The 25,121-nt window shown below is 66.6% G+C and carries 18 protein-coding genes and 2 riboswitches; of the genes, 10 read left to right on the top strand and 8 right to left on the bottom strand.

The window, feature by feature from the left end; translation table 11 throughout:
• A riboswitch (cobalamin riboswitch) is annotated at positions 1–199 on the bottom strand.
• A gap of 504 nt (positions 200–703) precedes the next feature.
• Positions 704–914: riboswitch (cobalamin riboswitch) on the top strand.
• Between the two features lie 221 nt (positions 915–1,135).
• The 5 genes from ASF18_RS08440 to ASF18_RS08415 all read left to right on the top strand — a co-directional run bounded on the left by ASF18_RS08440 (position 1,136) and on the right by ASF18_RS08415 (position 8,345).
• The gene (locus tag ASF18_RS08440; RefSeq protein WP_200917547.1) at positions 1,136–3,259 is read left to right on the top strand and encodes a TonB-dependent siderophore receptor; all 2,124 of its coding nucleotides are present in this window, start codon (positions 1,136–1,138) and stop codon (positions 3,257–3,259) included.
• Positions 3,259–4,002 carry an ABC transporter ATP-binding protein gene (locus ASF18_RS08435; protein ID WP_056350808.1) on the top strand — a complete coding sequence of 248 codons (744 nt, stop codon included), beginning with the start codon at positions 3,259–3,261 and terminating at the stop codon, positions 4,000–4,002. Before ASF18_RS08440 ends, ASF18_RS08435 begins: the two co-directional genes overlap by 1 nt.
• Positions 3,999–5,393 carry a DUF3526 domain-containing protein gene (locus ASF18_RS08430; protein ID WP_056350805.1) on the top strand — a complete coding sequence of 465 codons (1,395 nt, stop codon included), beginning with the start codon at positions 3,999–4,001 and terminating at the stop codon, positions 5,391–5,393. Before ASF18_RS08435 ends, ASF18_RS08430 begins: the two co-directional genes overlap by 4 nt.
• Complete coding sequence (locus ASF18_RS08425; RefSeq protein ID WP_056350804.1) at positions 5,390–6,877, top strand: DUF3526 domain-containing protein; 1,488 nt, start codon at positions 5,390–5,392, stop codon at positions 6,875–6,877. The genes ASF18_RS08430 and ASF18_RS08425 overlap by 4 nt, the downstream gene beginning before the upstream one ends.
• Positions 6,878–7,181: 304 nt before the next feature.
• Entirely contained in the window at positions 7,182–8,345 is a 1,164-nt protein-coding gene (locus tag ASF18_RS08415) for a heparan-alpha-glucosaminide N-acetyltransferase domain-containing protein (RefSeq protein ID WP_056350802.1), read from the top strand.
• A gap of 769 nt (positions 8,346–9,114) precedes the next feature.
• Here the strand turns inward: ASF18_RS08415 and ASF18_RS08410 are convergent.
• Positions 9,115–10,466, bottom strand: a protein-coding gene (locus tag ASF18_RS08410; protein ID WP_156649735.1) for an IS3 family transposase whose coding sequence is annotated in 2 segments (ribosomal slippage) — positions 9,115–10,130 and positions 10,130–10,466 — 1,353 coding nt in all. Because the reading frame shifts where the segments join, the coding sequence is not laid out codon by codon here.
• 21 nt (positions 10,467–10,487) lie between these two features.
• Here ASF18_RS08410 and ASF18_RS08400 point away from each other — a divergent pair.
• Positions 10,488–10,964 carry a hypothetical protein gene (locus ASF18_RS08400; protein WP_056350796.1) on the top strand — a complete coding sequence of 159 codons (477 nt, stop codon included), beginning with the start codon at positions 10,488–10,490 and terminating at the stop codon, positions 10,962–10,964.
• Here ASF18_RS08400 and ASF18_RS08395 read toward each other — a convergent pair.
• From ASF18_RS08395 to ASF18_RS08365, 7 genes are all read right to left on the bottom strand, one after another.
• Entirely contained in the window at positions 10,961–12,325 is a 1,365-nt protein-coding gene (locus ASF18_RS08395) for a TAXI family TRAP transporter solute-binding subunit (RefSeq protein WP_056350795.1), read from the bottom strand. The two genes, ASF18_RS08400 and ASF18_RS08395, sit on opposite strands and share 4 nt — an antisense overlap.
• Positions 12,322–13,386, bottom strand: coding sequence for a DUF2955 domain-containing protein (locus ASF18_RS08390; protein WP_056350792.1), 1,065 nt, complete (start codon positions 13,384–13,386; stop codon positions 12,322–12,324). Before ASF18_RS08390 ends, ASF18_RS08395 begins: the two co-directional genes overlap by 4 nt.
• Positions 13,376–14,464 (bottom strand): HlyD family secretion protein, encoded by a 1,089-nt coding sequence (locus tag ASF18_RS08385; protein ID WP_244472630.1) that lies wholly within the window; start codon positions 14,462–14,464, stop codon positions 13,376–13,378. Before ASF18_RS08385 ends, ASF18_RS08390 begins: the two co-directional genes overlap by 11 nt.
• Positions 14,465–14,518: 54 nt before the next feature.
• The gene (locus ASF18_RS08380) at positions 14,519–14,986 is read right to left on the bottom strand and encodes a hypothetical protein (RefSeq protein WP_244472629.1); all 468 of its coding nucleotides are present in this window, start codon (positions 14,984–14,986) and stop codon (positions 14,519–14,521) included.
• A gap of 778 nt (positions 14,987–15,764) precedes the next feature.
• Positions 15,765–16,913: a response regulator gene (locus tag ASF18_RS08375; RefSeq protein ID WP_244472640.1), complete on the bottom strand. Its 1,149-nt coding sequence runs from the start codon at positions 16,911–16,913 to the stop codon at positions 15,765–15,767.
• Positions 16,898–17,725 (bottom strand): histidine kinase dimerization/phospho-acceptor domain-containing protein, encoded by an 828-nt coding sequence (locus ASF18_RS24635; RefSeq protein WP_082487258.1) that lies wholly within the window; start codon positions 17,723–17,725, stop codon positions 16,898–16,900. Before ASF18_RS24635 ends, ASF18_RS08375 begins: the two co-directional genes overlap by 16 nt.
• 276 nt (positions 17,726–18,001) lie before the next feature.
• Entirely contained in the window at positions 18,002–19,717 is a 1,716-nt protein-coding gene (locus tag ASF18_RS08365; RefSeq protein WP_056350784.1) for a sensor histidine kinase, read from the bottom strand.
• 326 nt (positions 19,718–20,043) lie between these two features.
• Between ASF18_RS08365 and ASF18_RS08360 the strand changes: the two genes are divergently transcribed.
• From ASF18_RS08360 to ASF18_RS08345, 4 genes are read left to right on the top strand one after another with little or no spacing between them, the layout of a single operon-like run.
• On the top strand, positions 20,044–21,975 hold the full coding sequence (locus ASF18_RS08360; RefSeq protein WP_056350781.1) for a methyl-accepting chemotaxis protein: 1,932 nt from the start codon (positions 20,044–20,046) through the stop codon (positions 21,973–21,975).
• Positions 21,968–23,449, top strand: coding sequence for a chemotaxis protein CheW (locus ASF18_RS08355; RefSeq protein WP_056350778.1), 1,482 nt, complete (start codon positions 21,968–21,970; stop codon positions 23,447–23,449). Before ASF18_RS08360 ends, ASF18_RS08355 begins: the two co-directional genes overlap by 8 nt.
• The gene (cheB, locus tag ASF18_RS08350) at positions 23,446–24,570 is read left to right on the top strand and encodes a chemotaxis-specific protein-glutamate methyltransferase CheB (protein WP_056350776.1); all 1,125 of its coding nucleotides are present in this window, start codon (positions 23,446–23,448) and stop codon (positions 24,568–24,570) included. Before ASF18_RS08355 ends, cheB begins: the two co-directional genes overlap by 4 nt.
• On the top strand, positions 24,570–25,118 hold the full coding sequence (locus ASF18_RS08345; protein WP_056350775.1) for a HEAT repeat domain-containing protein: 549 nt from the start codon (positions 24,570–24,572) through the stop codon (positions 25,116–25,118). Before cheB ends, ASF18_RS08345 begins: the two co-directional genes overlap by 1 nt.
• Positions 25,119–25,121 lie beyond the last annotated feature (3 nt).

Here is a 25,121-nt window from a genome sequence, read left to right as displayed (position 1 = left end):
GTGACCACGACTGACGGCAGGTCTCCTGGCTCGCGGGTCACCGCCCTCTCATCGTCTTCCCAGGCCCGAAGACCCAGTGACGTGTTGATGATGGGCTCGCCGCTTACAGTTGCGGGGGCAGCCGCGGCGTTGGAGCCTGAGCCCCTCACCGCGTTCCCTTTTGATCCTCCGGAGAGGAACCGTCGGGCACAAGGAGGCCGACTAAACGGCACGCCGTCAATACTACTTCAGGGCTTTTTGGCCGTGTGTGTTCAGAGGGTAACAAACAATGGCTCATGACCGCATGTCCTCGGCACACGGCGGCGTCGGCTTCTTTCGCATCATCGCTCAAAAGCGGACTGGCAGATATCCACTCTTCTCGGACTTGCTAGGCACGGTCATATATGCCGGCAAAACGATCGGATACCCGACAGTCAGGTAGTTAGGACGAATGTCCGAGGTGGGTGGAATGCGGTCCGGCTGCTTTCGATCGGAAGACGTCCTTAAGCGGCCTATCGTGGAGGCCATCGGGCATCGGCCAGTTGCACCACCAGGCACAGGCTGCCTAACCCTTCACCCCAGATGGACCAGAGCCTCCGCTCCTGAACACCGCAGACAGTCCCAAATCATCTGACGACGAACAACCATCCGGAACCATACCGACGCAATGTTACAATGTTGCGGAAAATGGCGTTCCCTCGATTGACTATGCGGCGGCGCCCGGCGAATGTCTGACCGTCAAGGTTCCTGCGGGTCGTCGGCTCGCGGGCTAAGAGGGAATTCGGGGTGCTCGCAGGAGTGCTTCCGAAGCTGCCCCCGCAACTGTCAGCGGTGAGCCCTTTCCGTCCATGGTCACTGGTGCGTCGCACCGGGAAGGCCGAGGCGAGGGCAATGACCCGCGAGCCAGGAGACCTGCCTTGCACCACGATACGTCTCTCGGGCGGGGTGTCCCGGCGGAGCGCATGAGCGGACTCGGCTGCTGACGCGGCCGATCCCGTGAGGGCACCCGCTCGGCCGTCGCTCGACAACCTTGAGCGCACTGGTGCCTTTTTGTCCCAACCTGCCGACCTCGAAGGCCCCGATCCTGAACCTGCCCGTTCCGGCGAAGCGTCGTCGGACGTCGGGGCATCGAGGATCGCACTACGCGTTCGCCGCAATCCTCTCGGCAGCTGCGCCTTCCTTGGAGGCCCGGGCGCAGGAGGCCGTCACGCTGGAGGAGCTCTCCGTGGAAGGGGCTGGCGGAGGTGCCCCGGCCGTCGCTGGTGCTGGTCCCAACCCAGGTATCGGCCTGGTCGGTCCGACCCCGGGCTACCGGGCCGACCGGGCGGTGAGCAGCACGAAGACCGACACGCCTCAGCGCGACGTGCCCCAGGTCGTCACTGTCGCGCCGCGCGAGGTCATCACGGATCTCGCTGCCACCCGCGTCGACCGCGTCTTCAACTACACGCCCGGCGTCGCCCAGCAGAACAATTTCGGCGGCCTGACGGTGTTCAGCTACGCCATCCGCGGCACGACGACCTCGGAACTCTACCGCAACGGCTTCCCGATCAACCGGGGCTCGCCGCCGCCGCCCGACACCCAGAACGTCGAGCGGATTGAGGTCCTGAAGGGTCCCGGCGGCGGCCTGTTCGGGCGCAGCGACCCGGGCGGCCTCGTCAACTTCGTCACCAAGCAGCCGACCGCCGAGCGCTTCGTCGAGATGGGCGGCCTGTGGGGCTCGTTCGAGCAGTTCCGCGGCACGGTGGATGCCGGCGGCGCACTCAACGAGGACGGCACGCTCCTCTACCGCTTCAACTTCGCGGGCGGACGCCAGAACAGCTTCCGCGATTTCGTCGATGGCGACCGGCTCCTCGTAGCTCCCGTCGTAAGTTGGCAGATCACGCCGGACACGAAAATCACCGTCGAAACCGAGTTCCTGCGCAACCGCGTCGTGGTCGACCGGGGCGTGATCGCGATCAACAAGCAACTGGGATTCCTGCCAATCTCCCGCTTCCTCGGTGAGCCGGGGCAGAGCACCGATCAGAGTTCGGACACGATGCAGGTGCGCGTCGAGCATCGCTTCAACGCCGACTGGCAGATGCGGCTGGCCACCCACTTCAACACCGGCTCGCTGGTCGGGGAATCGGCGGAGGTCCGTGGCCTCGCCGCCGACAACCGCACGGTTCTGCGCGACCGGAACTTTCGCGATTACCGCTGGGATACCGCCATCGGCCAGGCCGAGGTGGTGGGGCGCTTCACCACCGGTGATCTGGGCCATACCGTGCTTCTCGGCTTCGAGCGGGAGAGCACCGACAGCCGCGTGGTCTACGACCGCTCGAACTTCCGCCAGAGCCCCTACAGCCTCGACATCTACGATCCGCGCTACGGCCAGGCCCTGCCGCCGCTGACCATCCGGCGCAACAACCTGGAGCGGGTCACCAATACCGCCCTCTACGCCCAGGACCAGATCGCGCTCAGTCCGGAGTGGAAAGCCCTGCTCGGGGTCCGGTTCGACTTCTTCGAGCAATCCTTCCGCGAGCGCACAACGGCGACGCAGACGGAACAATCCCGGGTGGCGACGACACCGCGCGCCGGCCTCGTCTACCAGCCCCTGCCGGAGCTCTCGCTCTACACCAATGTCGGCACCAGCTTCCGGCCCAATATCGGCCCCGACGCCTTCGCGGTAGCTCGCTCCGTGCCGTTCGAGCCCGAGACCGGCATCGGCTACGAAGTCGGTGCCAAGCTCGATGTGTTCGGCGGCGCGCTCGGCCTGACGGCAGCGGCCTTCCGCATCGAGCGGCAGAACGTGCTCACGGCCGACCCCAACAACAGCGGCTTCTCGTTGGCAGCGGGCCGCGTGCGCAGCCAGGGCTTAGAACTGACCGCCGCCGGCCAGATCACCCCCGAGATCAAGGTCCTGGCGGGTTACGTCTATGCCGACGCGGTGGTGACCAAGGACAACGTGCTTCCCGTGGGCGCACCGCTCATCAACATCCCGCGCCACTCAGGCAGCCTGCTCGCCGTGCACGAGGTGCAGGCGGGCCCCTGGAAGGGCCTTGGCCTCGGCGGCGGCGTGCGCGGCGTCGGCGAACGCGCCGGGGACGCGGCAGGCTCCGGCTTCGTGCTCCCGGCCTACATCGCGGTCGATGCCCTGGCCTATTACCGCTACGAGAACATGCGCTTCGGCCTCAACGTCGAGAACATCTTCGACGCGACCTACTACGAGAGCTCGAACAACGCCTTCCGGGTCTATCCCGGCGCCCCCCGACGCTTCACCGGCACGATCTCGGTGCGGTTCTGATGGCTGACGTCACCACCCATGCGGGTGACTTCGTCCTGGAGATCCAGGGGGCGGGCAAGCGCTTCGGCGAACGCCGAGCCCTCGATGGCCTCGACCTGTCGCTCCGCCCCGGCGAGGTCTTCGCCCTGCTCGGGCCGAACGGTGCCGGCAAGACCACCACGGTCAACCTGATCCTCGGCTTCCTGAAGGCGGATGCCGGCACGGTCCGGGTCTGCGGTGTCGATGCCGGCGCCGACCCGGTCGGTGCCCGCCGACACGTGGCCTACATCCCCGAGCAGGTGGCGCTTTATCCCGGCCTCTCCGGCGTGGAGAACCTGCGCTACTTCACGACGCTTGCGGGCCTCGACCTGACGAAGGCGAGCGCCCGTACGCTCCTCGCCGAGGCCGGCCTTGCCAAGCCTGCCCACGAGCGTCCCGCCGGCTCCTATTCCAAGGGCATGCGCCAGAAGGTCGGCATCGCGGTGGCACTCGCGCGCCGTGCACGGCTTCTCCTCCTTGACGAACCAACCTCAGGCCTCGATCCGAGCGCGGCCGCGGACTTCTCCACCACGGTCCGGGCGGCCGCTGAGCGCGGCACCGCCATCCTGATGGCGACCCACGACCTCTACCGGGTGCGCGAGATGGCCGGGCGCGTCGGCGTGCTGAGCCGTGGCCGGATCGTCGAGGAGATCGACCCCAGGACCCTCGACCATGTCGGCCTGGAGCGGCTCTACATCGAGCGGCTGGCGGGGAGCGCGGCGTGAGACGACTGGCGGCCGAACTCGCGCGCACCGCCCACGATGCGCGCCTCCGTTGGATCGGTGCCGTCCTCGTCCTGCTCCTCACGGTCGCAGGCCTCGGGGCTTGGCGGGACTCCACGCGCTACGCCGGCGAGGTCGCTCAGGTCGCGGCGGCCGAGCGCGCGCGCTGGCTCGGCCAGGATACCAAGAACCCGCATTCGGCCGACCATTTCGGGCTGTGGGTGTTCCGTCCCTCCGCACCGCTTGCCGTGCTCGATCCCGGTACCGAGCCCTATGCGGGCCGGATGGTACGAGTCGAGGCCCACGTCTTCAACGACGCAGTCTACCGCGCCATCCAGGATGCTGGACCGCTCGCGAGGTCCGGCCTCGGCAGCGTCGCCGAAATCGTCCAGCTCGTTGTGCCGCTCGCCGCCATCCTGCTGGGCTTCTCCGCCTTCGCGGCCGAGCGCGAGCGAGGCACGCTGCGTCTCGCGCTCGGCAACGGCGTTCCGCCGGGACGTCTCTTCGCGACGCGGTTCGCGGCCCTTTTTGCCGCCCTCGCCCTCGTGGTGGGCCTCCCCCTTCTCGGGATCGGTGCGCTCGCGGTGACGAGTCAGGATGGTGCGGTCTGGCAGGTCGTTCCGCGCCTGCTGATCTGGGTCGCTGCGCAACTCGCCTACACCGCCGTGTTCCTGCTGCTCGCGATGCTCGTCTCGCTGGTCGCCCGCACGGCACGCGGCGCGCTCGCGGCCGCGCTCGCGGTCTGGGCCCTCCTCTGCGTCGCGGCCCCCCGCCTCGCGGTCGTCGGCGTCGACGCCGCCGTGCCCGCCCTGTCCTACCGGGAGGTCCGAGCCCGGATCGAGGCTGGTTTTCGCAGCCATCGCACCGCCGAGGCGAACGATGCCCGTACTCGCGAGGTGCTGGCCCGCTATGGCGTCGGCGACCCCGACGAACTGCCCGTGGACCTTCGCGGCCTGATGATGTCCGAGAATGAGGGACACAACTTCGCGGTCTACGACCGCGAGCTCGGTGCCTTCTTCGATAGCCTCGCGGCTCAGGACAGGGCCTTGGCCTGGGCCGGTCTCCTGTCGCCGCGGGTTGCCCTGCAGGCCCTTTCGCAGACGCTGGCGGGCACCGATTTCGCTCAGCACGCCAACTTCGTCTGGGCGGCGGAGGCCTATCGGCGCCGAATCTCCGAACGCATGAACGCCGAGATCCGCGACCATCCCCAGCGCGGCGGAACCACCCTCGTCGCCGGACCGGACCTATGGGGCGAGATCCCGCCCTTCGTCCCCCGGCCACTGCCGTTCGCGAGCACGCTAGCCAACGCACGCGTTCCGGCCCTCGTCCTCGCTCTCTGGCTCAGTCTGATGGTGGCCCTGTGCCTTCCCCTGGTCCGGAGGTTGAAGCCGTGACAACCGTACGGTTCTTTGTCCTGGTCCAGGCTGAGTTGCGCCTGATCCTGCGCGAGCGCCTGACCTGGGCGATCCTCGCCGCCCTCCTCGTGGCGCTCTGCCTGGCGGCGTGGACGGGCGCCGGGCGCGTCGCCTCGGAGCGGGCCGCCCTCGCGCAGGCCGCCGCCGACACCGACCGAGTCGTGCGGGACGCCAGGGCCGCCCATAAGCGCTACGCCAAGCCCTCGCCGATCAAGGTGAACTACTGGCAGGACCCCACCGACGCCTTCGGCTACATGACCTACTTCATGGCCGCCTACGCGGTGAAGCCGCCGACGCCGCTCGCTGCATTCGCGGCCGGTCAGTCCGACGTGCAGCCCGCGATCATGCGGGCCAGCTTCGGCTTCAGCACGGTCTTCGACGACACCGCCTACGAGCTCGGCTCGACGGCCCGGCTCAGGCTCGGCCCGTTCGATCTTGCCTTCGTGCTGGTCTACCTTGTGCCGCTCGCGGTCATCGCGCTCGCCGGCACGCGGCTTTCCTCCGAGTTCGACAGCGGCATCTTGCGCATGATCGCGTCGCAGCCCGTCGAACCGCGTCGCGTGGCGAGTGCGAAGTTCGGGGCCGTGGCGCTGGTCGCCATCACGGCTGTGCTCGGCGGAACGGCGCTGGCGCTCATCGTCTCGGGCGGCCTCGGAGCGCTCGACGGATGGACGGTCACGCTGGCCCTCCTCGCGACGGCCTTGGCCGCCTACGTCGTTCTGTGGGTGTCGGCTTGCGCCCTGGTGGCCAGCCTGTGGCGCGGGGGCGTCGTCGCCCTCGCGATCCTCGTACTGGCTTGGTCCTGCGTCACAGTGGCCCTGCCAAGTACGCTCGGCCTCGTGGTCGAGGTCCTCGCACCGACGCCTTCTCGGATCGCGGCCATCGATGCGAGCCGGCAGGCTCAGGTCCGCTTCTACGCCGGTGAGGAAGGCGCACGGATCACCGCGGCCTGGCTGACCGGCAAGGCTCCGAAGGCCGTAAGCCGGCCGGGGCTGGCAGAGGCGCCCGAGATCAAGCGCCTCGCCCGCGATGCGTTCTACGACGAAGCGCTGGCGGGCTACCGTGATGCCGCACGGGACCATGCCCGGGCGGTGGCGGCCTGGAGCCGGCGCCTGGCGATCCTGTCACCCGCCACGGTCCTCGCACGCGCACTGGAGATGGCGGCGGGAACCGACGCGGAGCGCCATTCCGCCTTCCTGGCGTCGGGCGCCGCTTATCGCCGGGACCTGCGTGCGTTCTTCGAGCCTCGCATTCTCGCCCAGGCCCTCGATCCAGTCCCGGTGTGTCAGGGCTGCCCCGCGCGTCTCGACTTCACCGCCTACGACACCGTGCCGGCTTTCGAGCCCTCCATCCCGCGCGTAGCGGCCGAACATCAGGCGATGGTCGCTCTCGGCTGTCTCATGGCGGGTGCCTTGTTCATAACCGCGCTGGCCTACCGTCGTCTTTGCAGATGGCCTGCATGATGCGCCCGAACCGGAACGAAGCCTCCGAGGATGCCAGCCCGGTGGCGACCCAGCCCCGTGACGTTTCCGCCGCCTGCGTCCGGCGCGGGGATGCCGGACGCGGGGCCTCGTCCGCGCGCGCCCGCCGCTACGCTCTCGATCTCATGCCGATTATCGACGCGATGCGTGGGGAAGTCGGGCGGACGCCCCAGTGCCTCGCCCTGGAGCTCACGCGGCGAGGGATCTGCAAGCCGCGCGGCGGCGCAGTCTGGACACCAGTCGATGTCGGCCGGCTCCTGCATCGGATCGGAACGGAGCGCGCGAGATGAGACCTGCAACTTTCGAAGGAGCGCACAGTCCGCGATCCCGCATCGTCTCCATCGACGCCCTACGCGGCCTCGTCATGCTACTCATGCTCGTCGACCACGTGCGCGAGTTCGTCTACCTGCACGCCCAGGTTCGCGACCCGATGGACCTCAGCCTCACGCCGCCCGACCTCGTCATGACCCGGCTGACCTCGCATCTCTGCGCGCCGGTCTTCATCCTGCTCACCGGCCTCTCCGCCAGCCTCCACGCGCAGAAGCACGGCGACCGGCGGGCGACCAGCGTGTTCCTGGCAAAGCGCGGCCTCCTGCTGATCCTCATGGAGGTGACGCTGGTCAGCCTCGCCTGGACCCGCAGTCTCGCTCCACCGATCCTCTACCTGCAGGTGATCTGGGCCATCGGCCTCAGCATGGTGGCGCTGGCCGCCCTGCTCTGGATACCGCGCGCTGCCCTCATCGTCTTCGCCGCTGCGGTGATGCTCGGCCACAACCTGCTCGACGGATTCGTGCTCCAGCCCGGCGACACCGGCTACGTCCTCTGGTCGATCCTGCACCAGCGCGACTTCATCGAACTGCCCTGGGGCGTGGCGCGGACCTCCTATCCCGTGCTGCCCTGGTTCGGCGTGATCGCGGCAGGCTACGCCCTAGGGCCGCTCTTCGCCGGAGCGGTCGCGCCGGCCCCTCGTCGCAAAGAGCTCCTGGCGATGAGCGGCGCGGCGCTCATCGCCTTCCTGATCCTCCGGGGCCTCAACGGCTACGGCGAGCCGGTGCCGTGGCAGACGGGAGCGACGACCCTAATGACTGCGCTCTCCTTCGTGAACCTGACCAAGTACCCGCCCTCGGCCGACTTCCTGCTGCTGACCCTGGGCCTCGGGCTCGGGCTCCTCGCCTTGTTCGAGGCGGTGCCGGCGCGAAGCCTCGGCTGGCTGCGCACCTTCGGCGGCGCGCCGCTGTTCTTCTACCTTGCGCATCTCTGGCTGTTGCGGCTTCTCCATGACGGCGCTCAGGCGCTCGGCCTCGGCGACCCCACCGGCCGGATTGAGGCGGGAGCACCGGTGCAGATCTGGCTGGTCGCGGCGGCCCTTGCCCCCCCGCTCTGGCTCGCCTGCCGTTGGATGGTCGGCCTGAAACGTCGGGCGGCGTTGCCGGGCTTGATCTACTTGTAGGCCCGCCAGGAGATGCCCTCTTCCAGAGGCTCGATAGAAGCCTCGCAATGGGTCCCGTTAATGGACACCGACCGATGCGAATTCACGGCTGGGTTGGGTGGGGTGCAAAGGTCCGCTTCTGGACTGCAATGCATCAAAGCGGACGTTGCCCTTGCGCCCGCTCACGACCCTTTGCGGACCCTGGGAGAGTCCGTTTCCAGGCATTGGATGAGGCAGAGCTCTACGACTGGGTTGGTGATGGCCTGCGCACAGGACGTAAATTCGTGACGTCGGACGTTCGCGAGGAGCAGCGACTATCAGCAACTCTGTTGTGTACCTCAATGAATGATCCGGGCCGTGCTGAAGCCTTCGACCTTCTCCGTGAGGCTATCCCGATCTTTGCATGAAGAAGGCGACCGCCGCGTTGAGTGCTTCGGGCAGGACGGTCATGTGGGTTCGACCTGGAATGAGGCTGAAGGTGCTTGTTACGCCCGAGATCCGGCTCAACCGCTCCGTCATTTCACGGGTCAGTTCAACGGTGCGGGTCGAGGCGAGGCGGGCACGGCGCGCCTCACGGTCTGGAGCGTCCTGTTGGAACGGGGCTAGTGCTTCCTCGTAGGCACCTGCCAGCAGAAGCACTTGCGGGCCGTTCGGGGGCCCCCTCTCCAAGCCCGCGATGCTTCCAAGCACCACAGCGTCTTCCCAGTAGATGGATGTGTCTGTCGTCAGATGATTTGGGACATTCAGCGGTGTTCAGGAGCGGAGGCTCTGGTCCATCTGGGGTAAGAGGTTAGGCAGCCTGCGCGTGATGGCGCAAGCGGCGATCCATCAGGGTCTGACGCTTGATGCGTTCCCGCTCGGCCAGGATCCCTTCGCCGCGTCCGAAGTAGACGTCGGCGGGTGTGAGGTTGCTCAGGCTCTCATGAGCTCGGGCATGGTTGTAGTGTTCGACGAAGTCGGCAATCTGCGTCTCCAGCTCACCGGGCAAGTAGGCGTGTTCCAGCAGGATGCGGTTCTTGAGCGTCTGATGCCAACGCTCGATCTTGCCCTGCGTTTGAGGATGGCATGGCGCGCCGCGGATGTGGGTCATGCCTCGGCTGGCGAGCCAGTCGGCCAGGTCGCTGGCGACGTAGCTCGGCCCGTTGTCGGAGAGCAGGCGTGGCCGCTGCATCACCCGCGCCTGATCGAGCCCAGCTGCACCCAGCGCCAGGTCGAGTGTGGCGGTGACGTCGCTGGCCTGCATCGTCGTGCACAGCTTCCACGCCACGATGTAGCGTGAGAAGTCGTCCAATACGGTCGACAGGTAGTACCAACCCCAGCCAACGACCTTCAGGTAGGTGAAGTCCGTCTGCCAAAGCTGGTTGGGCGCGGTGGTCTTATCGCGGAACTCGGCGGCAGCCTTGATGACGATATAGGCCGGGCTGGTGATCAGGTCCTGAGCCTTGAGGAGCCGGTAGACAGTGGCTTCCGAGACGAAGTAGCGGCGCTCGTCGGTGAAGCGCACCGCCAGCTCACGCGGACTGAGTTCAGGCTGCTCCAGAGCCAGGGCTACGATCTGCTCGCGGATCTCCGCAGGTAGACGGTTCCAGACCCGGCTCGGCTGCGAGGGATGGTCCTTCAGCGCCTCGGGGCCGCCGCGCTGGTAGGCGTCGTACCAGCGGTAAAACGTCGAGCGCGTGATGCCGAGCTTGTCCAGGGTGGCACGCACCGGCAGGTGGGATTGCTCAACGAGCCGGATGATCTCCAGCTTCTCAGAGGCCGGGTACCTCATGCCTCGTCGCCCCCAGCCCCGGTCATGCTTTTTTTGAGCAGACGGTTCTCTAGGACGAGATCAGCTACGACCTCCTTCAGCGCCCCCGCCTCGCGCCGCAGATCCCGCACCTCGTCCGTGGTGGCCGCACGAGCCGTGTCCCCCGACAGGCGCTTCTTGCCCGCCTCCAGGAACTCCTTGGACCAGCCGTAGTACATTGAGGCGGCGATCCCCTCGCGTCGGCACAACTCGGCGATGCTGTCCTCGCCACGCAAGCCTTCCAGCACCACGCGGATCTTCTCCTCGGAGGAGAACTGCCGACGTGTGGCCCGACGGATGTCCTTGATCACCGCCTCTGCCGGTTTCTTGGCCGGCCCAGATGTCTGCTTCATCTTCGCTCCTCAGGGGCTACGATGAACCAGCCATCCTCCGTTCGTGAAGACCCTCAATCTGTCCCACAGGTGCTGACGTCGGACAGCTCTAGCCTGCTTTGGATGATCCTGCCGGTCTTCCGGCGGATGGTCTCGCGCCTCGGAGAGCCGCAGGATCTTGAACCTTGGCGTCACGCGATCATCATCGGCGGGGTTGTCGTCCTACAATCCTGCTATTGGGTGAGGCTTCGTTACGTGCCGCTCTCCGTGCCGTTCCGGAACGTTTTGGTCGGACACCTGCTCCTATTCTCCAGCCGTGCGAGCTTCTTCTTCGGCGGTGCCTTTTTCTCGGTGGTCTTCTTCAGGCACCTGCCTGAACTCGGGGTGCTCCCGCCGTTCGGTCAGGCTGTGACCAAGGGGATCACGATCATCGCGGTCCTTTTCGCGCTGTTCTGTTACTCGCTGGAACTTGAGCGGCTGGGCAAGGCCATTGAGGAGCCGTCGACCGAACGTCGCTAGGATGCGGGGTCGGGTTGGTCGGTCTGTGTGGACGACACGAGGCGTGGCTTGGAATTGGCCTTCAACGGCGCCTCGGTCACGGCCAGATCGCCGAGGCGCCGGGCGATGATGGCACGCGCCTGCGCGATAATCCGCTCCAGGAACTGAAAGTGGTCGCGCTCAATCTCGCCCTTTACGAGCTTCTCGAACAGCCACTCCGTGATGTCTTCGAACTCCGCGTCAGCGGCGGCGAGTTGCATGGTGCTGCCGATCTTGGCCAGCCGAACCAGTTCGATAACCCGGCGCAGTTTGGCGCCTTCCTCGTGGCTGCGGCGCAGCCGGCGCCGCGACGCGATCCAGCCCCCGAGGGGCGCGAGGATCGCAAAGACCATGACCGCGAGCCAGTAGACGTTGACCGTCTGGTCCAGGAGGCTTTCCTGCTCGCCGTTCAGGTAGGCCAGCGTTCCCGGATGCACGGGGAGCAGTGCGGACCGCTCGGTCTCGGGCGCCTCCATCTGTCCCGCCGCTGGCAGAGCGGCGACGAGCTTCGCCTTCGTCGTCAGCATAAGCCGCGTGATCTCACCAGCCACGCGGTCCGGTAGCGAGGCGCGAGAAACGAGCAGGGTGCGGACGGCGAAGGTGTGGATCGCCTCATCCGGTTCGCTCGGGGTTCCCCCGTAGATCCCCTGTTTGATCTCGACTGACTTGTAGACAGGCACCCGGGCGACGATGGCATCCGCTTCCACGATGTCGAGGTAAGACGGCTTCGCTTTGAAGCTCTTCCGTATGCCGGCGAAGGCGTCCGGGATCGGCCCCGGTCCGACCGGGCCGGAGGCGAGCGCGGCGACGACCCGCTTCGCCTTCAGCGCGGGTCCGAATTCCGCCGCCGGCATCTCGATGAGATCGGCCCCGCGCAGGCCGTAGAACTCGCTGAAGGTCCTAAGCAGGCCGGCGTCGAACCCCTTCGCCACGGCGACCTTCTTGCCCGCAAGCTCGCTCACGTTCTCAATCTTTGTTTCCGGTGGCAGAAGAACCGCAACCCCGTCCTGCCGAAGCACGAAGATCGTTCTTCCGTTCGCAGCCGCCTCGTCGTCGCTCCTCACGACAGCGAGATCGACGTGGCCTTCCGTGAGAGCCTTGCCGCTCTCGGACAAATTGTACGCCGGGACGGGGACCAAGCGGATGAGGGGATGCTCGACGGATAGATCGCGGATGAAGGCGGCGAGCATCTTCTGCCCGTCGCTTCCGACGGGGCCGGTCGCCAAGGTCAATGTGTATCGGGCGGAGATCAGCGCCGGGTAGCGCGTCAGGGTATAGGCACCAACCGAGATTCCCGCGAAGAGAATGCCCACGACCGCTGCGATCTTGAGGAAGGGCTTCATCGCGCGCGAGTCTTGATGGGTGCGTTGTGGATTGGTCGGATGCGCCAGAGTTCTAGGACCGAGACTGCCCCGACCGCATAGGCGGAGGCCCATAGAACGTTGGCAAGCCGCGTGACGAAGGCTTCGCTGCTTCCGCCCGGCAACGGTGTCATCCCGAGGCCCAGCAGGAGGATGAAGGTTGCGAGAGCGATGACGTAGACCGGCGCACGCTGGCCGGCGGTCGCGATGCGGCCTGCGAAGGCGAGGGTTGCTGCGAGGCACATCACCACGAAGAACGGGAAGGTCTCGTTCAGCAGGACCAAGTTGTAGACGACAGCCGCCGCCAAACCGCCGATGAGGTTGCCGAGGATCAGCCCCAACGCCGCGCGCTGCCCCTGTTGGGGCTCATGCTGACGGAGCAGGTTCACGATCACGATCAGCACGACGACAGCGAGTTCCGACGCCACGAGAACGAACCTTGTCAGGACCGGCAGCAGGACGAGCGTGTTCAGAAGCGCGTCCCGTGCCGCCTCACGCGGGCCGGGAGCATTCGCGGCGCCGGCTGGCACCTGAGGTGCGGTATCGGTCGCGTCTCCGGGGAATGCCGCGAACGCGACCCAGGCCGTCAGCACCGCCACGAAGCCTGCAGAGACGAGCGCCCCAGCAAATCCTACGGCAGCGTCGGGCGAGGCGACGGCAAGGACCGGCAGGGAGACCACCGAGGTCTGGACGAGGAGCGTCGCGAGGTTCGGTGCACCCCTCAAGTGGGCGTAGAACGACAGGTAGAGCAGGAGCGCCAGCGCGAGGATCAAGACGGCGGGATGGCCGAGGAACGAAGCCGTGACCGCAAGGACTACTCCCGTCGACACCCCGATCATGACAACGAGGGCGAAGCCCTGGGTCAGGCTCGGGGGCTGCTGCAGCTTCGTGAGCATCTGCGCCGTCAGCAGAGGTGCCAGGAACGTGGCGTCCCACCCGAGCGCCTCGACGAGCGCGAAGCAAGCGGTCACACCGAAGGCGAGACGGAGCGCGGCGCGGCGTACTCCGACAGGCTCGGGGTCGCTCGTCAGGTCAGTGGACATAGGTCAGGAGCGCCACGAGCCGCATCCGAAAGCGGCCGATGGCATTCATGATGGCATTGTCGCTGGGATAGACCATGACGCTCGCCTGCGAGCCGACCCGCAGGGGACGTGTTTCCCGGTCGAACTCGATGCGCACTGGCATGGGCTGGGGCGTTCTGATCCAGCCGCTCTGGCTGCGCGGGCTTGGCAAGCCGGTGCGCACATCGACGCTGCGGTTTCCGACGCCGTAGCCGAGGGCCCCGACCTTTCCCGCCAGCACCCGCCCTGGGAGAATGTCGAGCACAATCTCGACGGGATCGCCGACCTTGATGCTCTCAAGGCTGTTCTCCCGGAACGCCGCCTCGATCCAGACCTCACGCAGGTCGATGTAGGTCATGGCGGCCTCACCCTTGCCGAGCACCTGCCCGACCGCCAGTGAGAGGTTGGTGACGCCGCCGTCAGACGGAGCAACGATCGTAGTACGTGTCAGGTCGAAGTTCGCTTGCTCCAGCGCGCCCATGGCCTCTCTGATCTGGGGATTGTCCTTGCCCTGAGGCCCAAGGGTCTGCTGGGCCTTCTCGACCTCGGCTTGCGCCTGAGACACGACTGCCTCGGCGGAGTCGAGCGTTGTCTGCGCCTGCTGCTGGCGGGCTTGGGCGTAGACGCCCTTCTTGACCAACTCGAAGATGCGCCCCGTCTGCTCGCGCGCATTCTCCCGCTTCGAGACCGCGTCGGCGAGCTTGGCCTGGGCAGAGGCCACGGCGGCCGTCGAGGCACCGATGGACTGCCCGGCCGCTTCGAGCTTCGCTTCGGCGCGGCGGACGGCAAGTGCGTAGGCGTCTGGATCAATGCGGAACAGGACGGTGCCGGCATTCACGCGCTGGTCGGTGCGGACGCCGACCTCGGTGACCTTGCCGGCGACTTCCGGGGCGATCCGCACGAGGTAGGCTTGGACCAGGCCCTGCGCGGAGTAGGGCGTCTCGCGGTCACCAGCGATGCCGTAGGCGAAGAGGATTGCGCCCACCGCTACGACCACAAGGGTGATGCGGCGAACCGCGTTCTTCGCGGGGCTTTGGCGATTTGCGGGAAAGTCCGGCACAGAGCCGTCGCCCTCGCGATCCTCTGAAATCCGGGCCATGGCTGGAGCGATCTTTCAGTTGAGCTTTCGATAGAGCCGCACGATCGCCTCCTCGGCGACGAGCATCGTCACGACGACCACGATCAGCGTAACCATCCCGTGGAAGGCGCCCTCGAAACGGACGCTTGTGCCGAATACGACCGTCAGAGCCTCCAAGATCACGAACTTGGAGCCGAACAGGACCAGCCAGGCAAAGAAAAAGCGCGAAAACTTCATGAGAGCGCCGGATCTTGCATTGAAGAAATCGGCAACCCAATGCTCGACGACGATTGTCAGCTTCAGCAAGACTTGCAACAATATGGCGGCCATCAGAGAAATTGTGAACGACTCGATGAACACTTTCCCGGAATATTCGACGAACAAATTCAGCACGACGAGGTCGATCAAGATCGCCGTGAAATACCGCAGGAACAATCGCTGATTGTTCGACGGCGCGACGGCCGACACTGGCAGGAGCGTGTCGATCTGCGCTGCCATGGCCATGTGCGGCTCCCGGATGTTGTTCGATATCTTGATATCTGAACATACACCAATATTCGAAGCAAGTGGAAACCGACGTCGCGAATTTTGGCTACGATCTAGATTGGATCGCAAGACCGCGCGCTGGAGACGATCCCTTCCAGACCTGCCCAGCGCCGTAGCACGATGCCAAAGTACGCAATCAGAGAAATCCTACTTTGAAGGAAGGTCGCGGCTGCGGTGACGACGTGGGTAAGTCGGAGCGGGAAGGTCCGCTTCAAGGCGAAGGGTCAGGGTCCGCTTCCCACCGAGGGTGTGTGAAAACGCAGAAGCGGTAGAAGGATTTTCTTAAAAGCAACCTGAGCAGCGCCGAAATGGATCTTCAAACCGCGTTGGAACCGTCCGCCAACGGGGCTTCATATCTGTCGAGCAGAAGATTGTTCTACAATTGCGCCGTGCGCTTCCTTTTTCACACAGCGTGCACCCATGTCGGTCGTGGAGCGAACTGGCTGATCCCGACCTACGTCGGACGCTAGTTTTATGGGCCACAACATGCTGACCTGATGGTCGCCCGTTTAGTAACTCCCACCAACTCCACGCGGACATGCGAAAGCTTGGGCTTTAAGTCAGAACTTGATCACGCCGTAGGCGTGGTGGCGACGTTCGCTTTTATGCAAATCTGTCCATAAGCAGACCTTCTTAAATCGACCCAACCCGGTCGTTCAGGCTGCGAAATCAGATGCTCGGAAGCAGACGTTGATATGGCTTCGACGCCAATGTGCTGAGCCATCCTCGCCCCCTGCTAGACCGTAAGGTCTCTCAGCCTTTCGGCCAGGCTTGCCGAGGCGAGGTCGCCGCGATTGAGGATCTGGCTCGCGCCGCGAAGCTTACTCCGGTCGTCCGCCGAGAACTCTCGACCCGTCAGCACGATCACCGGGATGTCCGCGCATCCGGGCACGGCTCGAACGCCTTCCAGGAAGCCGAAGCCGTCCAGGATGGGCATGTTCAGGTCTACGATCACCACGTCCGGCTTGTTATCGATCACCTGCTGCAAGCCCTCCTGGCCGTTCGAGGCCTCCACGACCGACCAGCCGTCCTCCTCCAGGGTGGAGCGCATCGCCATGCGGGTCATGGCCTCGTCTTCGACCAAGAGCACGGTGCCGCGCCGGTCCGGCTCCGCCAGCCTGAACTGGTTCACGATCTTGCCGAACCGAGCCCAGTTGACCGGCTTCAGCATGTAGTCCGAGGCGCCGAGGGACGCCGCCAGCTTGCGTTGGTCGACGGATGTCACCATCACGACCGGGATTGGCGCCAGCAACGCGTCCGACTTGATCTGGCTCAGCACCGACCATCCATCCACGCCCGGCATCATCACGTCCAGCAGGATGGCTCGCGGCCTCAGCTTCCGGGCAAGGTCAAGCCCGCTCCTGCCGTTCGTGGCCGTCCGGACCTGGAAGCCCTCGCGGTGGAGGAACCGCGTCGTGAGGGCGAGCTGATCTGTATCGTCGTCGATGACCAGGATGATGTCACCCTCCGCCCCGCCATCGCCGATGACGTCCGGATCGGGGGAGGCCTGCTCGTCGACGGGTGGAACATAGATCGCCGGCACGGTGAACGTGAAGGTGCTGCCCTGGCCGGGCACGCTGGACACCGTGATGGTCCCGAAAAGGATGTCGGCGAAGGCACGCGTGAGCGAAAGACCAAGGCCGGTCCCGCCGAAGTTGCGCGTCGTGGAGGAATCGGCTTGCTCGAAGCGCCGGAACAGACGCGACACCTGCTCGGCCGTCATGCCTATTCCCGAGTCCGAGACGGAGAACGATAGCTGGTCTCCACCCGAGGGGTCCGTGATGCGGGAGGCGGCAACCGTGATGGTCCCCTTGTCCGTGAACTTAGCTGCGTTACTCAGGAAGTTGAACAGCACCTGCCGCGTCTTGGTCAGGTCTGAATGCATCCGGCCCAGCCCGGGGGCGAACTGCATTTCAAGGCTGTTGCCCTTCTTGCCAACCAACGTCGCGACAGAACCCGCGACGTCGCGGAGCATGTCCTCCACCGCGAAATCCTCGGCATAGACATCCATCTTGCCGCTCTCGACCTTGGAGAGGTCCAGCACGTCGTTGATGAGCCCGAGCAGGTGGCGGGCGTTGCGCTCGACCTTGCCGATGTCGGCCACGAGGTCCGACGCCGCACAGCGGTCGCGATCTCCTCTCCCATCATCTCGCTGTAACCGATGATTGCGGAAAGCGGGGTGCGGAGTTCATGGCTCATGTTCGCGAGGAAGTCGCTCTTCGCCGCGTTGGCTTGCTCGGCCGCTTCCTTGGCGGCCTTCGCCACGGCGTTGGCGTCGGTCAACGCCGTTTCCCTGTCAACGAGGACGTGGTTCGCGGCGTTGAGCCGCTCCAGTGTGGCTTCGTTCTGCGCGACGGACCGTCGCAGGGCATGGCAGATCCACACCATGGTCGCGCCGACCGTCGCGTACTGGCATAGCAGGGCGACGTCGACACTGCCGAGCATCCCATCGCGGGTGTAGAACCACGCGGCGATCAGGGTGGACAAAAACAGTGCCATCGTCCCGGCACTCCAGCCGAAAGCCAGGGTGACAACGAGCAGGACGGGAATATACAGCAGGAACGGTGCGACATGGGCCGGGGCCAGGAACCGGACGAACGTCATGGCCCCCACGAGCAGCAACGTGACGCCGTAATCGGTAACCGGTGAATGACGTCGGCGGGCGACGGTCCCGATCAGTTTGTGCAAGCTGCTCATGGAAGGGGAGTGTCACGGCCCGGGGGCTTTGGAAAGCGACCGATTCCCGCTGCCGGTTGCTTCCAAACGAAATGACCGTCGTTGCAGAATGCGGGTTTAGCAGTCCAGCCTGAACAGGCCGGACGAATGGTTTCGGCACAAGGTCGCCCAGGGTCATTCCTAAAAAAACGCCCGCCCTTTTGCTTTTATCGCCCTCGAAGCGAGGCAGTGAAATCTACCCTTTGCCGACAGGACCGGGAGCTGCCAAGTGCTGGGGCTAGCCTCCTGCGGTAGATTTTAATGAGCAGTGGCGAGTGGGCTAAGATGTGCTCGACTTAACTCAGTCAACGGAACTTCCATGCCGACACGTAAGCCCTTCTCCGCGTAATCGAGGGTGACCTTCCCGTCGAGTTCGCGCTCAATGCTCATCGTGATCAAGCGCGTGCCAAAACCGCGACGTTCGGGAGAAGCTGCCGGTGGACCCCGAGCCTCAATCCAATCAAGGAGCAGGTGCCGCTCGCTGCGCCCAGTGCCGGCAATCGACCAGGCGACACGCACTTCGCCCCCCGGCACGGAAAGCGCGCCGTACTTGGCTGCGTTGGTGACGAGCTCATGCAGTGTCATGCCGAGCGATAGGACGTGACGGGGCGGCAGGTCGACGTCGGGTCCCTCGATCACGAAGGTGCAATCGCCGCCCCGGTATGGCCCAATCTCATTCTCCAGCACCGCGCGAAGGGGGGCGCTCGACCAATCGTCCTGCGTCAGCAGGTCGTGGGTCTTTGATAACGCTAGGATACGGGCCTCCAGCCGCTCCCCGGGTGCGTCGCCGCCCCGGGTCGACTGCCGCGCCAATGCCTGGACCGTGGCGAGTGTGTTCTTCACGCGGTGATTCAACTCGTGCAGCATCGTCACCTGCCGTTCCTGCATCGCCCGGCCGTTGCGGATCTCCTCTCGCAGCTCCGCCTCGTTGCGTTGCAGGCTTCCCGCCATGGCATCCAGCTTGCGCCCGAGCCTGCCGAACTCATCTCCCCCCTCAAGCCCGTTGCGGGCGGCGAAATCGCCGGCCTGCCACCGGGACGCCGTCCGAAGCAGGCGGCCGAAGGGACGCCGGATGAAGAAGCGCCCGGCAAAAAGCGCGGCCATGACCGCCATGATGGCACCTAGCGCGATCAGGACCACTCCCCGACGTGTCGCCGCATCGACGTCGGCGTAGGCAAGGTCGCGGTCGCGGCCGACGGTGACCCAGGCTGCCGAGGTCGGGCCGGAAGGTTGGGTGTTTGCCAGGACCCTCTCGCGTCCGTCGATCCCGAGATCGACACGGACACCTTCGCCCCGTTCAATAAGGATGCGTAGTCGCTCAGGCGGGATCGGCTTTCCGATCCAACCATCGCCGCCCGGGTAGCGGACCAGGATCACATGGTTCTCGTCAGCGACGGTGACCGAGGTGCTCGACAGACGCAGGTTGCGCCGCAGATATTTAGCGAGCCAGTCGAGGTCTATGGCGGCGGCCAGGACGCCGACCGTCTGGCCGTCTGCACCGTGAAGGGGCTGCGCGAAGTGTAGTGAGTCCTTCCGCGAGGCGTTGCCTCGGGCATAGGTGCCCATGACGAACGTGTCTTCAGCGACCGCACGACGCTGGTAGCTGCGGTCGGGTACCGCATACGAGCCAGCGGGCGATCCCACGCTGTTGCATACGACGGTCCCGTCGATCCGCGTCAGCGCCAGGACCGCGAGATGAGTATTGTCCGTCGCGGCACGGCGAAGGTACTCGGTGCAACCTGCGGGTTCCATGGCGCGCACGGAGGGGTCCTGCGCCACGAAGTTTAGCGCTTGGCGTGCCGTCTCGGCGACCTGCGAGAGGTCTTCAGCCACGGTCCGGGCGGTGGCCATGGCATCGGCGCGCACCGCCTCGTCGCGCGAGGTACGCAGGGCGTATTCGTTATATCCTTGAATCGCGAGGGCCGGCGTGAGCGCGAGCATCACCAGCAGCAGTATGCGGGTCGTCAGGGTCACGGCCGGCTCCGACCCGCGGTCACTCCGCCGCGGCTGACTTAGGATCGAGGAGAACGATCCGCATCCACCGCACTATCGAAACAAGGTTAATATCCGGCATCGCGCACCTCTAACGCTGGGCGACGGAATCCTACAGGGGCCGCTAACCCTTCGAGGTTCGTGGAAGATGCGGCATAGCGATGTGGATCCAACCGTCGCGATCAGGCGGGACCTTCCGACGCTTCTTGACCGCAGCGCTCCCCGGCTTAGAACCGCGAAGTCTACTTCCGAGCCTTCCTCACCCTTGCGTCCGGCAAGAGGGGCGGTCGAACGCAGGTGATCCGTCCATGGCGCTGGTGAAGAGGACGCGGCTCGCGCCGCAGGGAGAGGCCGCGGATGCCGGCGCGACCGTTCCGAACCCTTCGCCCGTCGCGCCCATCCCAGCCGGACGTTCGCGCGAACGGTCCCGCGCCAGACGGGAGAAGGCATCCGAACGGCTTGCGGCGGCGACGGAGGAACTCGCCGCCGGGGTGATCGAGGCTTCGTCGGCCGCAGAGGAACTGCGACGCTCGATGGAGCAGATCGCTTCCGGTGCCGAGGAAGCCGCCGGCGCCGCTCAGGAGTCCCTCGGTGCCATCGCCGGAATTTCCAGTCGCCTTTCCGAGGCCCGAGGGCGGGCGGACGCCTCGCGCCAGTCGACCACGGCATTCCAGACGCTGCTCACGGAGACCGGGGTCCATATCACCACGTCGGTCGCCGCCGTACAGGCCAATTCCGAACGGCAATCCGCCTCGGTCACGCTGATCGACGAGCTCGACCGCGCGGCCACGAGCATCGGCGAGATCACCGGCACGGTCGAGCACGTTTCCGACCAGACCAACCTTCTGGCCCTGAACGCCGCCATCGAGGCAGCGCGGGCGGGCGAGGACGGCCGGGGCTTCGCTGTCGTCGCCGATGAGGTGCGGGCTCTCGCCGAGACATCCGAGGCGAGCGCGGCCGAGGTCCGGACGCTGGCCGAGGCGATCCGCACCGAGGTCCGGGGCATTGGGGAGATCATCCGCGCTGCAGCCCGCACGGCGACGGCCGAGGCCGAGGCAGGCGCGCAGGTGACCGAGCGGTTGGAGGCGGCGCGGTCGGAGCTCGGCACGGTGTCGAACGGCGCACAGGCGATCCTCGCCGCGGCAATCGAGGCCGAGACGGCCATCAGGGAGGCGCAACGTGGCGCCGAACAGATCGCCGCCGCGGCCGAGGAACAGGCGGCGGCCGCTGGCCAGGCTCAGCAGGCGGTGGCGCAGCAGACTCAATCCCTCGACCAATCCCAGACGACGGCACAGGCGTTGGCGGGCCTTGCCGACGACCTGACGGGTAGCGGGTCGGTTCAGGGGCAGGCCGATGAGGTCGCCTCGGCTGCCGAGGAACTCTCCGCCACGGTCCAGGAGCTTTCCGGGGCGGCGAGCGAGATCCTCGCCGCCATCGACCAGATCAGCCGCGGCACCGGCATCCAGAGCGCCGCCGCACATCAGTCCAGCGTGGCGATGGAACAGGTCGAGCGCAGCGCCGCGGTCTTCAAGGCGAACGCGACGGTTGCCCGGGAGACGGTCGCGGGCATCGCCGCAACCCTGGCGGACGTGCGGGTCGGGGTGGGCTCACTTGTCGACGGGGTGGCGCGCTCGCTCGACGAGACCCGCGCCTGCCTAGGACGCGTCGGTGCACTGGAAGCCAGCAATCGCCGCATCGAGAAGATCATCGGGTCAATCGCCCTCGTCTCCGTGCAGGTGAACATGCTCGCGGTCAGCGGCGCCATCGAGGCTGCGCGTGCCGGCGAAGGGGGTCGAGGCTTCGCCGTCGTGTCGAACGACATCCGCGCCTTGGCCCGCGACGCCTCGGAGAACGCCGACCGCATCCGCGACACCGTCCGCGACATCCAGGACGGGGTCGGCGGTGTCCGCAGGGCACTTGAGCAGGTCGTCGCGGCGTCCGAGACGGAGATGCAACGCAATCGAGTGCTTTTCGCCACCCTCGCCGGCGTGGAGGGGGACGTCGTACGTTTGGAGGCAGGCAACACCGATGTCCTGGCCGCCGCAGACGTTATTGTCGTCGCGGCCCGAGAGGGACTAAAGGGCTCGCAGCAGATCGCCGCCGCGGCGGAGCAGGCCGACCGTGCCTCCGGCGAGGCCGCCACCGCCGCACGCCAGCAGTCGAAGGGCGCCGAGGATCTCGCGGCGAGCATCGAGGAAATCGCATCGCTCGCCGACGAGCTGCAGGCCACGGATGCCTGAGGCAGACGGCACGGGCGACAGGCGCTACCTCGTCTTCACGCTGGGCACAGACGATTACGCCCTCGATGCGGGCCTCGTCCGCGAACTGCTTCGTCCGCCTCGGCTGACGCGGGTGCCCGGCGCCCCGGCCGCCTTGGCCGGGCTCGCCAACCTTCGCGGCACCGCCCTTCCGGTGCTCGACCTCCGTCGCGTTGTCCGCCCCGATCTGGAGCCCCCCACGGAACCGACCCGGGTCGTTGTGGCGGAGGCGGGCGAGGCGGTCGGGCTGATGGTCGACCGTGTCGTGTCATTCTTGGGGGGAACGGAATCGTTCGAGGGGGACGAGGCATCCAAGACCCGGCATCTCACCACCGCGGTCGGGTCGGGGCAGATTCGCGTGCTCGATCTCGGGACATTGATCACCGCCGCATTTCCCCGACGCCGGGCCGGAACGCCAGCGGTAGCTGGCGTTCGGCCCTCACGAGAGGAGTTTTCGGGCGCGGCGGAGGCGGAGCGCGTCGCGTTGGTTTCGTTCACGGCGGGTGGGCGATCCTATGCCCTGCCGTTGGAGCGGGTCGCGGAAGTTCTGGCGCTGCCGCCGGACGTCGTGCCGGTGCCGGGTGCCCAGACCGCCGCCCTGGGCATCATGGCGTTGCGAGGCGGAGTGCTGCCGTTGCTGAGCCTGCCGGTCCTGCTCGGCCTGGCCGCTCCCCCGCCAGGGGCGGAGGCGCGCATCGTCGTCGCGCGGATGGGGGGAACGGAAATCGGCCTCGTCGTCGATGCGCTGGGTCCGATCCTGCGGCTGGCGCCCGATGCTGTCGATCCGGTGCCGGCGGCGCTGGGTCGAGGCGGAACGACCGCAATCGACGCGATCTGCCGCATCGACCAGGCAGGTACGCTGATCTCCGTGCTCTCCGCCGACCGTTTGATCGAAGGAACGACCGTGACCGCCTCGCCTGCACGTTCCTCCGACGCCAGGACCGAGAACGCCGAGGCGGCGGGAGCGACGGAACAGTTCGTCGTCTTCGACGTCGCGGGTGAGAGCTACGGCGTCTCGGTCGGGTCGGTGCGCGAGGTGCTGCGCGTACCCGAGGTGATGACGCGTCTGCCCCGGTCGCCGCATATCGTCGTAGGCGCCATCGACGTGCGCGGCACCGTGCTCGCCGTGGTTGACCAGCGCCGGAGCTTCGGCCTTCCGCCCGGCGAGGCAAGTCCGCGGCGACGCATCGTCGTGCTCGAAGCCGGGGCCAATGTCGCCGGCCTGCTGGTCGACGGCGTCTCGCGGATGCTGCGCCTCGAAGCGGACGCCATCCGGCCGACGCCCGATTTTTCCGGCGACGCTGGGAACGGGGTCGACCGGGTCGCGACCCTGGATGACGGCAGCCTCCTGCCCATCGTTGACGCATCGGCCCTGCTTGCCGGGACCGAGCGGAGGGTGCGGGCGACGAATAAGCGGTCGGGCGTGCGAGAGGCCGGGACGGATACCGCGGAATGATCCGCCTCCTGGTCGTCGACGACTCCGCGCTGATGCGTAAGCTGCTTGGCGGCGTGTTCGCGCAAGAGGCGGATTTCGAGGTGGCCTTCGCCCGTGACGGCGAACAGGCGCTGGCCGAGCATGCCAGCTTCCGCCCCGACGTCATCACGCTCGACATCAACATGCCGGGCCTGGACGGTCTCGCCTGCCTCGACCGCATCATGCTGGATCGACCGACCCCGGTGGTGATGCTGTCGTCCCTGACCGCGGACGGCGCGGAAGTCACCCTCGATGCGTTGGAGCGCGGTGCCGTCGACTTTGTCGCCAAGCCCGGCGGAGCGGTTTCCCTGGAGATGGACCGTCTCGGCCCGCTAATCGTGCAAAGGGTACGGGCGGCTGCACGCGCCCGCCTTCGTCCAACTCTGCGCCTCGCCGAGCGCATCCGGGCCAGGAGCGCTACTTCGGCACGCGGTGCGGTGACACGTGCGCCGAGGCCGAAGTCCCTACCTTCGCCCGGCCCGACGTCCGACCCGTCTCCCACGCCCGGGCGCATCGAGGGCATCGAGGGCATCGAGGGCATCGTACTGGTCGGGACATCCACGGGCGGGCCGCCTGCGCTCGATGCCTTGCTGTCGCGTCTGCCCGCGGATTTCTCGTGGCCGGTCGTGATCGCCCAGCATATGCCCGGCAACTTCACGGGTCCCCTGTCACGCCGGCTCGACGGCCTGTGCGCCCTGAAAGTGCAGGAAGCCTCGCGGCCGATGCCGCTGACCCCGGGCAACGTCTACGTCGGCAAGGGAGACGCGGACATGACGCTCGCGCGCCGGCCCTCCGGATTGGTCGTGCAGCCGGTGCCGGCCCATGCCGACTATCCCTGGCACCCGAGCGCCGACCGTCTCGTCGCCAGTGCCCTCGAACTGGTCGAGCCCTCACGGCTGATCGGTATTCTCATGACGGGCATGGGTCGGGACGGCGCGGCGACGATGGCGGAGTTGCGGGCGAAGGGCGGCCGCACCATCGCCGAGAGCGAGGAGACGGCGGTGGTCTGGGGCATGCCGGGCGAACTCGTCAGGGCCGGCGGCGCAACGGTCGTCGTCCCGCTCGACGGCATCGCCGACGCACTCCTCGATATGGTGCTCTGATGCCGCTCGTCCGCCGAGATCCAACTTCTCCGACGATTTCCGCGACCGCGTCCACGCCTGACCTACAAAGGGATGCGGACGATCTCGGCTTCGACCTCGGAACGGAAAAAGACCCGCGCGCCCGCGAAACCCTGCTTGCGACGCTGGTGGCCATCGCCGATCCATCCGCTGCCGTCGCGCTCGCCCGGCACCTGCGCTCGGAGGATGCCGGGCTGCGCAACGCGTGCATTGAGGCGCTTCAGTCGATGCCCGCCGCAGCGGGCTCGGTGCTTCCGGGATTACTCTCCGATCCCGACCCCGACGTCCGAATCCTCGCAACCGAGATCGTGAGGACGCAGCCGACCGGACCCGCAAACGAATGGCTGGCGGGCCTGCTCGACGTCGAGACGCACCCGAACGTCTGCGGCGCGGCGGTCGAGGTCTTGGCCGAGGTCGGGACGCCGGACGCGATATCGGCGTTGCTGGCCGCCCGGACACGGTTCGCCTCGGAGGCATTCCTGCCATTGGCCATCGATACCGTGCTCGCGCGCCTCGACAAGGGTCGTTGAGCG

It is taken from the genome of Methylobacterium sp. Leaf89, assembly GCF_001422215.1.
In the GTDB taxonomy this organism is placed as follows: domain Bacteria; phylum Pseudomonadota; class Alphaproteobacteria; order Rhizobiales; family Beijerinckiaceae; genus Methylobacterium.
Note: the sequence above shows the minus strand (reverse complement) of the source record. Positions and strands in the feature narration are given on the sequence as shown.

Excerpts from the sequence above, each read along its gene's own strand:
- ASF18_RS08435 (WP_056350808.1), top strand. The coding sequence starts at position 3,259 with ATGGCTGACGTCACCACCCATGCGGGTGACTTCGTCCTGGAGATCCAG.
- ASF18_RS08415 (WP_056350802.1), top strand. The coding sequence starts at position 7,182 with ATGAGACCTGCAACTTTCGAAGGAGCGCACAGTCCGCGATCCCGCATC.
- ASF18_RS08400 (WP_056350796.1), top strand. The coding sequence starts at position 10,488 with ATGAACCAGCCATCCTCCGTTCGTGAAGACCCTCAATCTGTCCCACAG.
- ASF18_RS08395 (WP_056350795.1), bottom strand. The coding sequence starts at position 12,325 with ATGAAGCCCTTCCTCAAGATCGCAGCGGTCGTGGGCATTCTCTTCGCG.
- ASF18_RS08390 (WP_056350792.1), bottom strand. The coding sequence starts at position 13,386 with ATGTCCACTGACCTGACGAGCGACCCCGAGCCTGTCGGAGTACGCCGC.
- ASF18_RS08380 (WP_244472629.1), bottom strand. The coding sequence starts at position 14,986 with ATGGCCATGGCAGCGCAGATCGACACGCTCCTGCCAGTGTCGGCCGTC.
- ASF18_RS08375 (WP_244472640.1), bottom strand. The coding sequence starts at position 16,913 with ATGCATTCAGACCTGACCAAGACGCGGCAGGTGCTGTTCAACTTCCTG.
- ASF18_RS24635 (WP_082487258.1), bottom strand. The coding sequence starts at position 17,725 with ATGAGCAGCTTGCACAAACTGATCGGGACCGTCGCCCGCCGACGTCAT.
- ASF18_RS08360 (WP_056350781.1), top strand. The coding sequence starts at position 20,044 with ATGGCGCTGGTGAAGAGGACGCGGCTCGCGCCGCAGGGAGAGGCCGCG.
- ASF18_RS08355 (WP_056350778.1), top strand. The coding sequence starts at position 21,968 with ATGCCTGAGGCAGACGGCACGGGCGACAGGCGCTACCTCGTCTTCACG.
- cheB (WP_056350776.1), top strand. The coding sequence starts at position 23,446 with ATGATCCGCCTCCTGGTCGTCGACGACTCCGCGCTGATGCGTAAGCTG.
- ASF18_RS08345 (WP_056350775.1), top strand. The coding sequence starts at position 24,570 with ATGCCGCTCGTCCGCCGAGATCCAACTTCTCCGACGATTTCCGCGACC.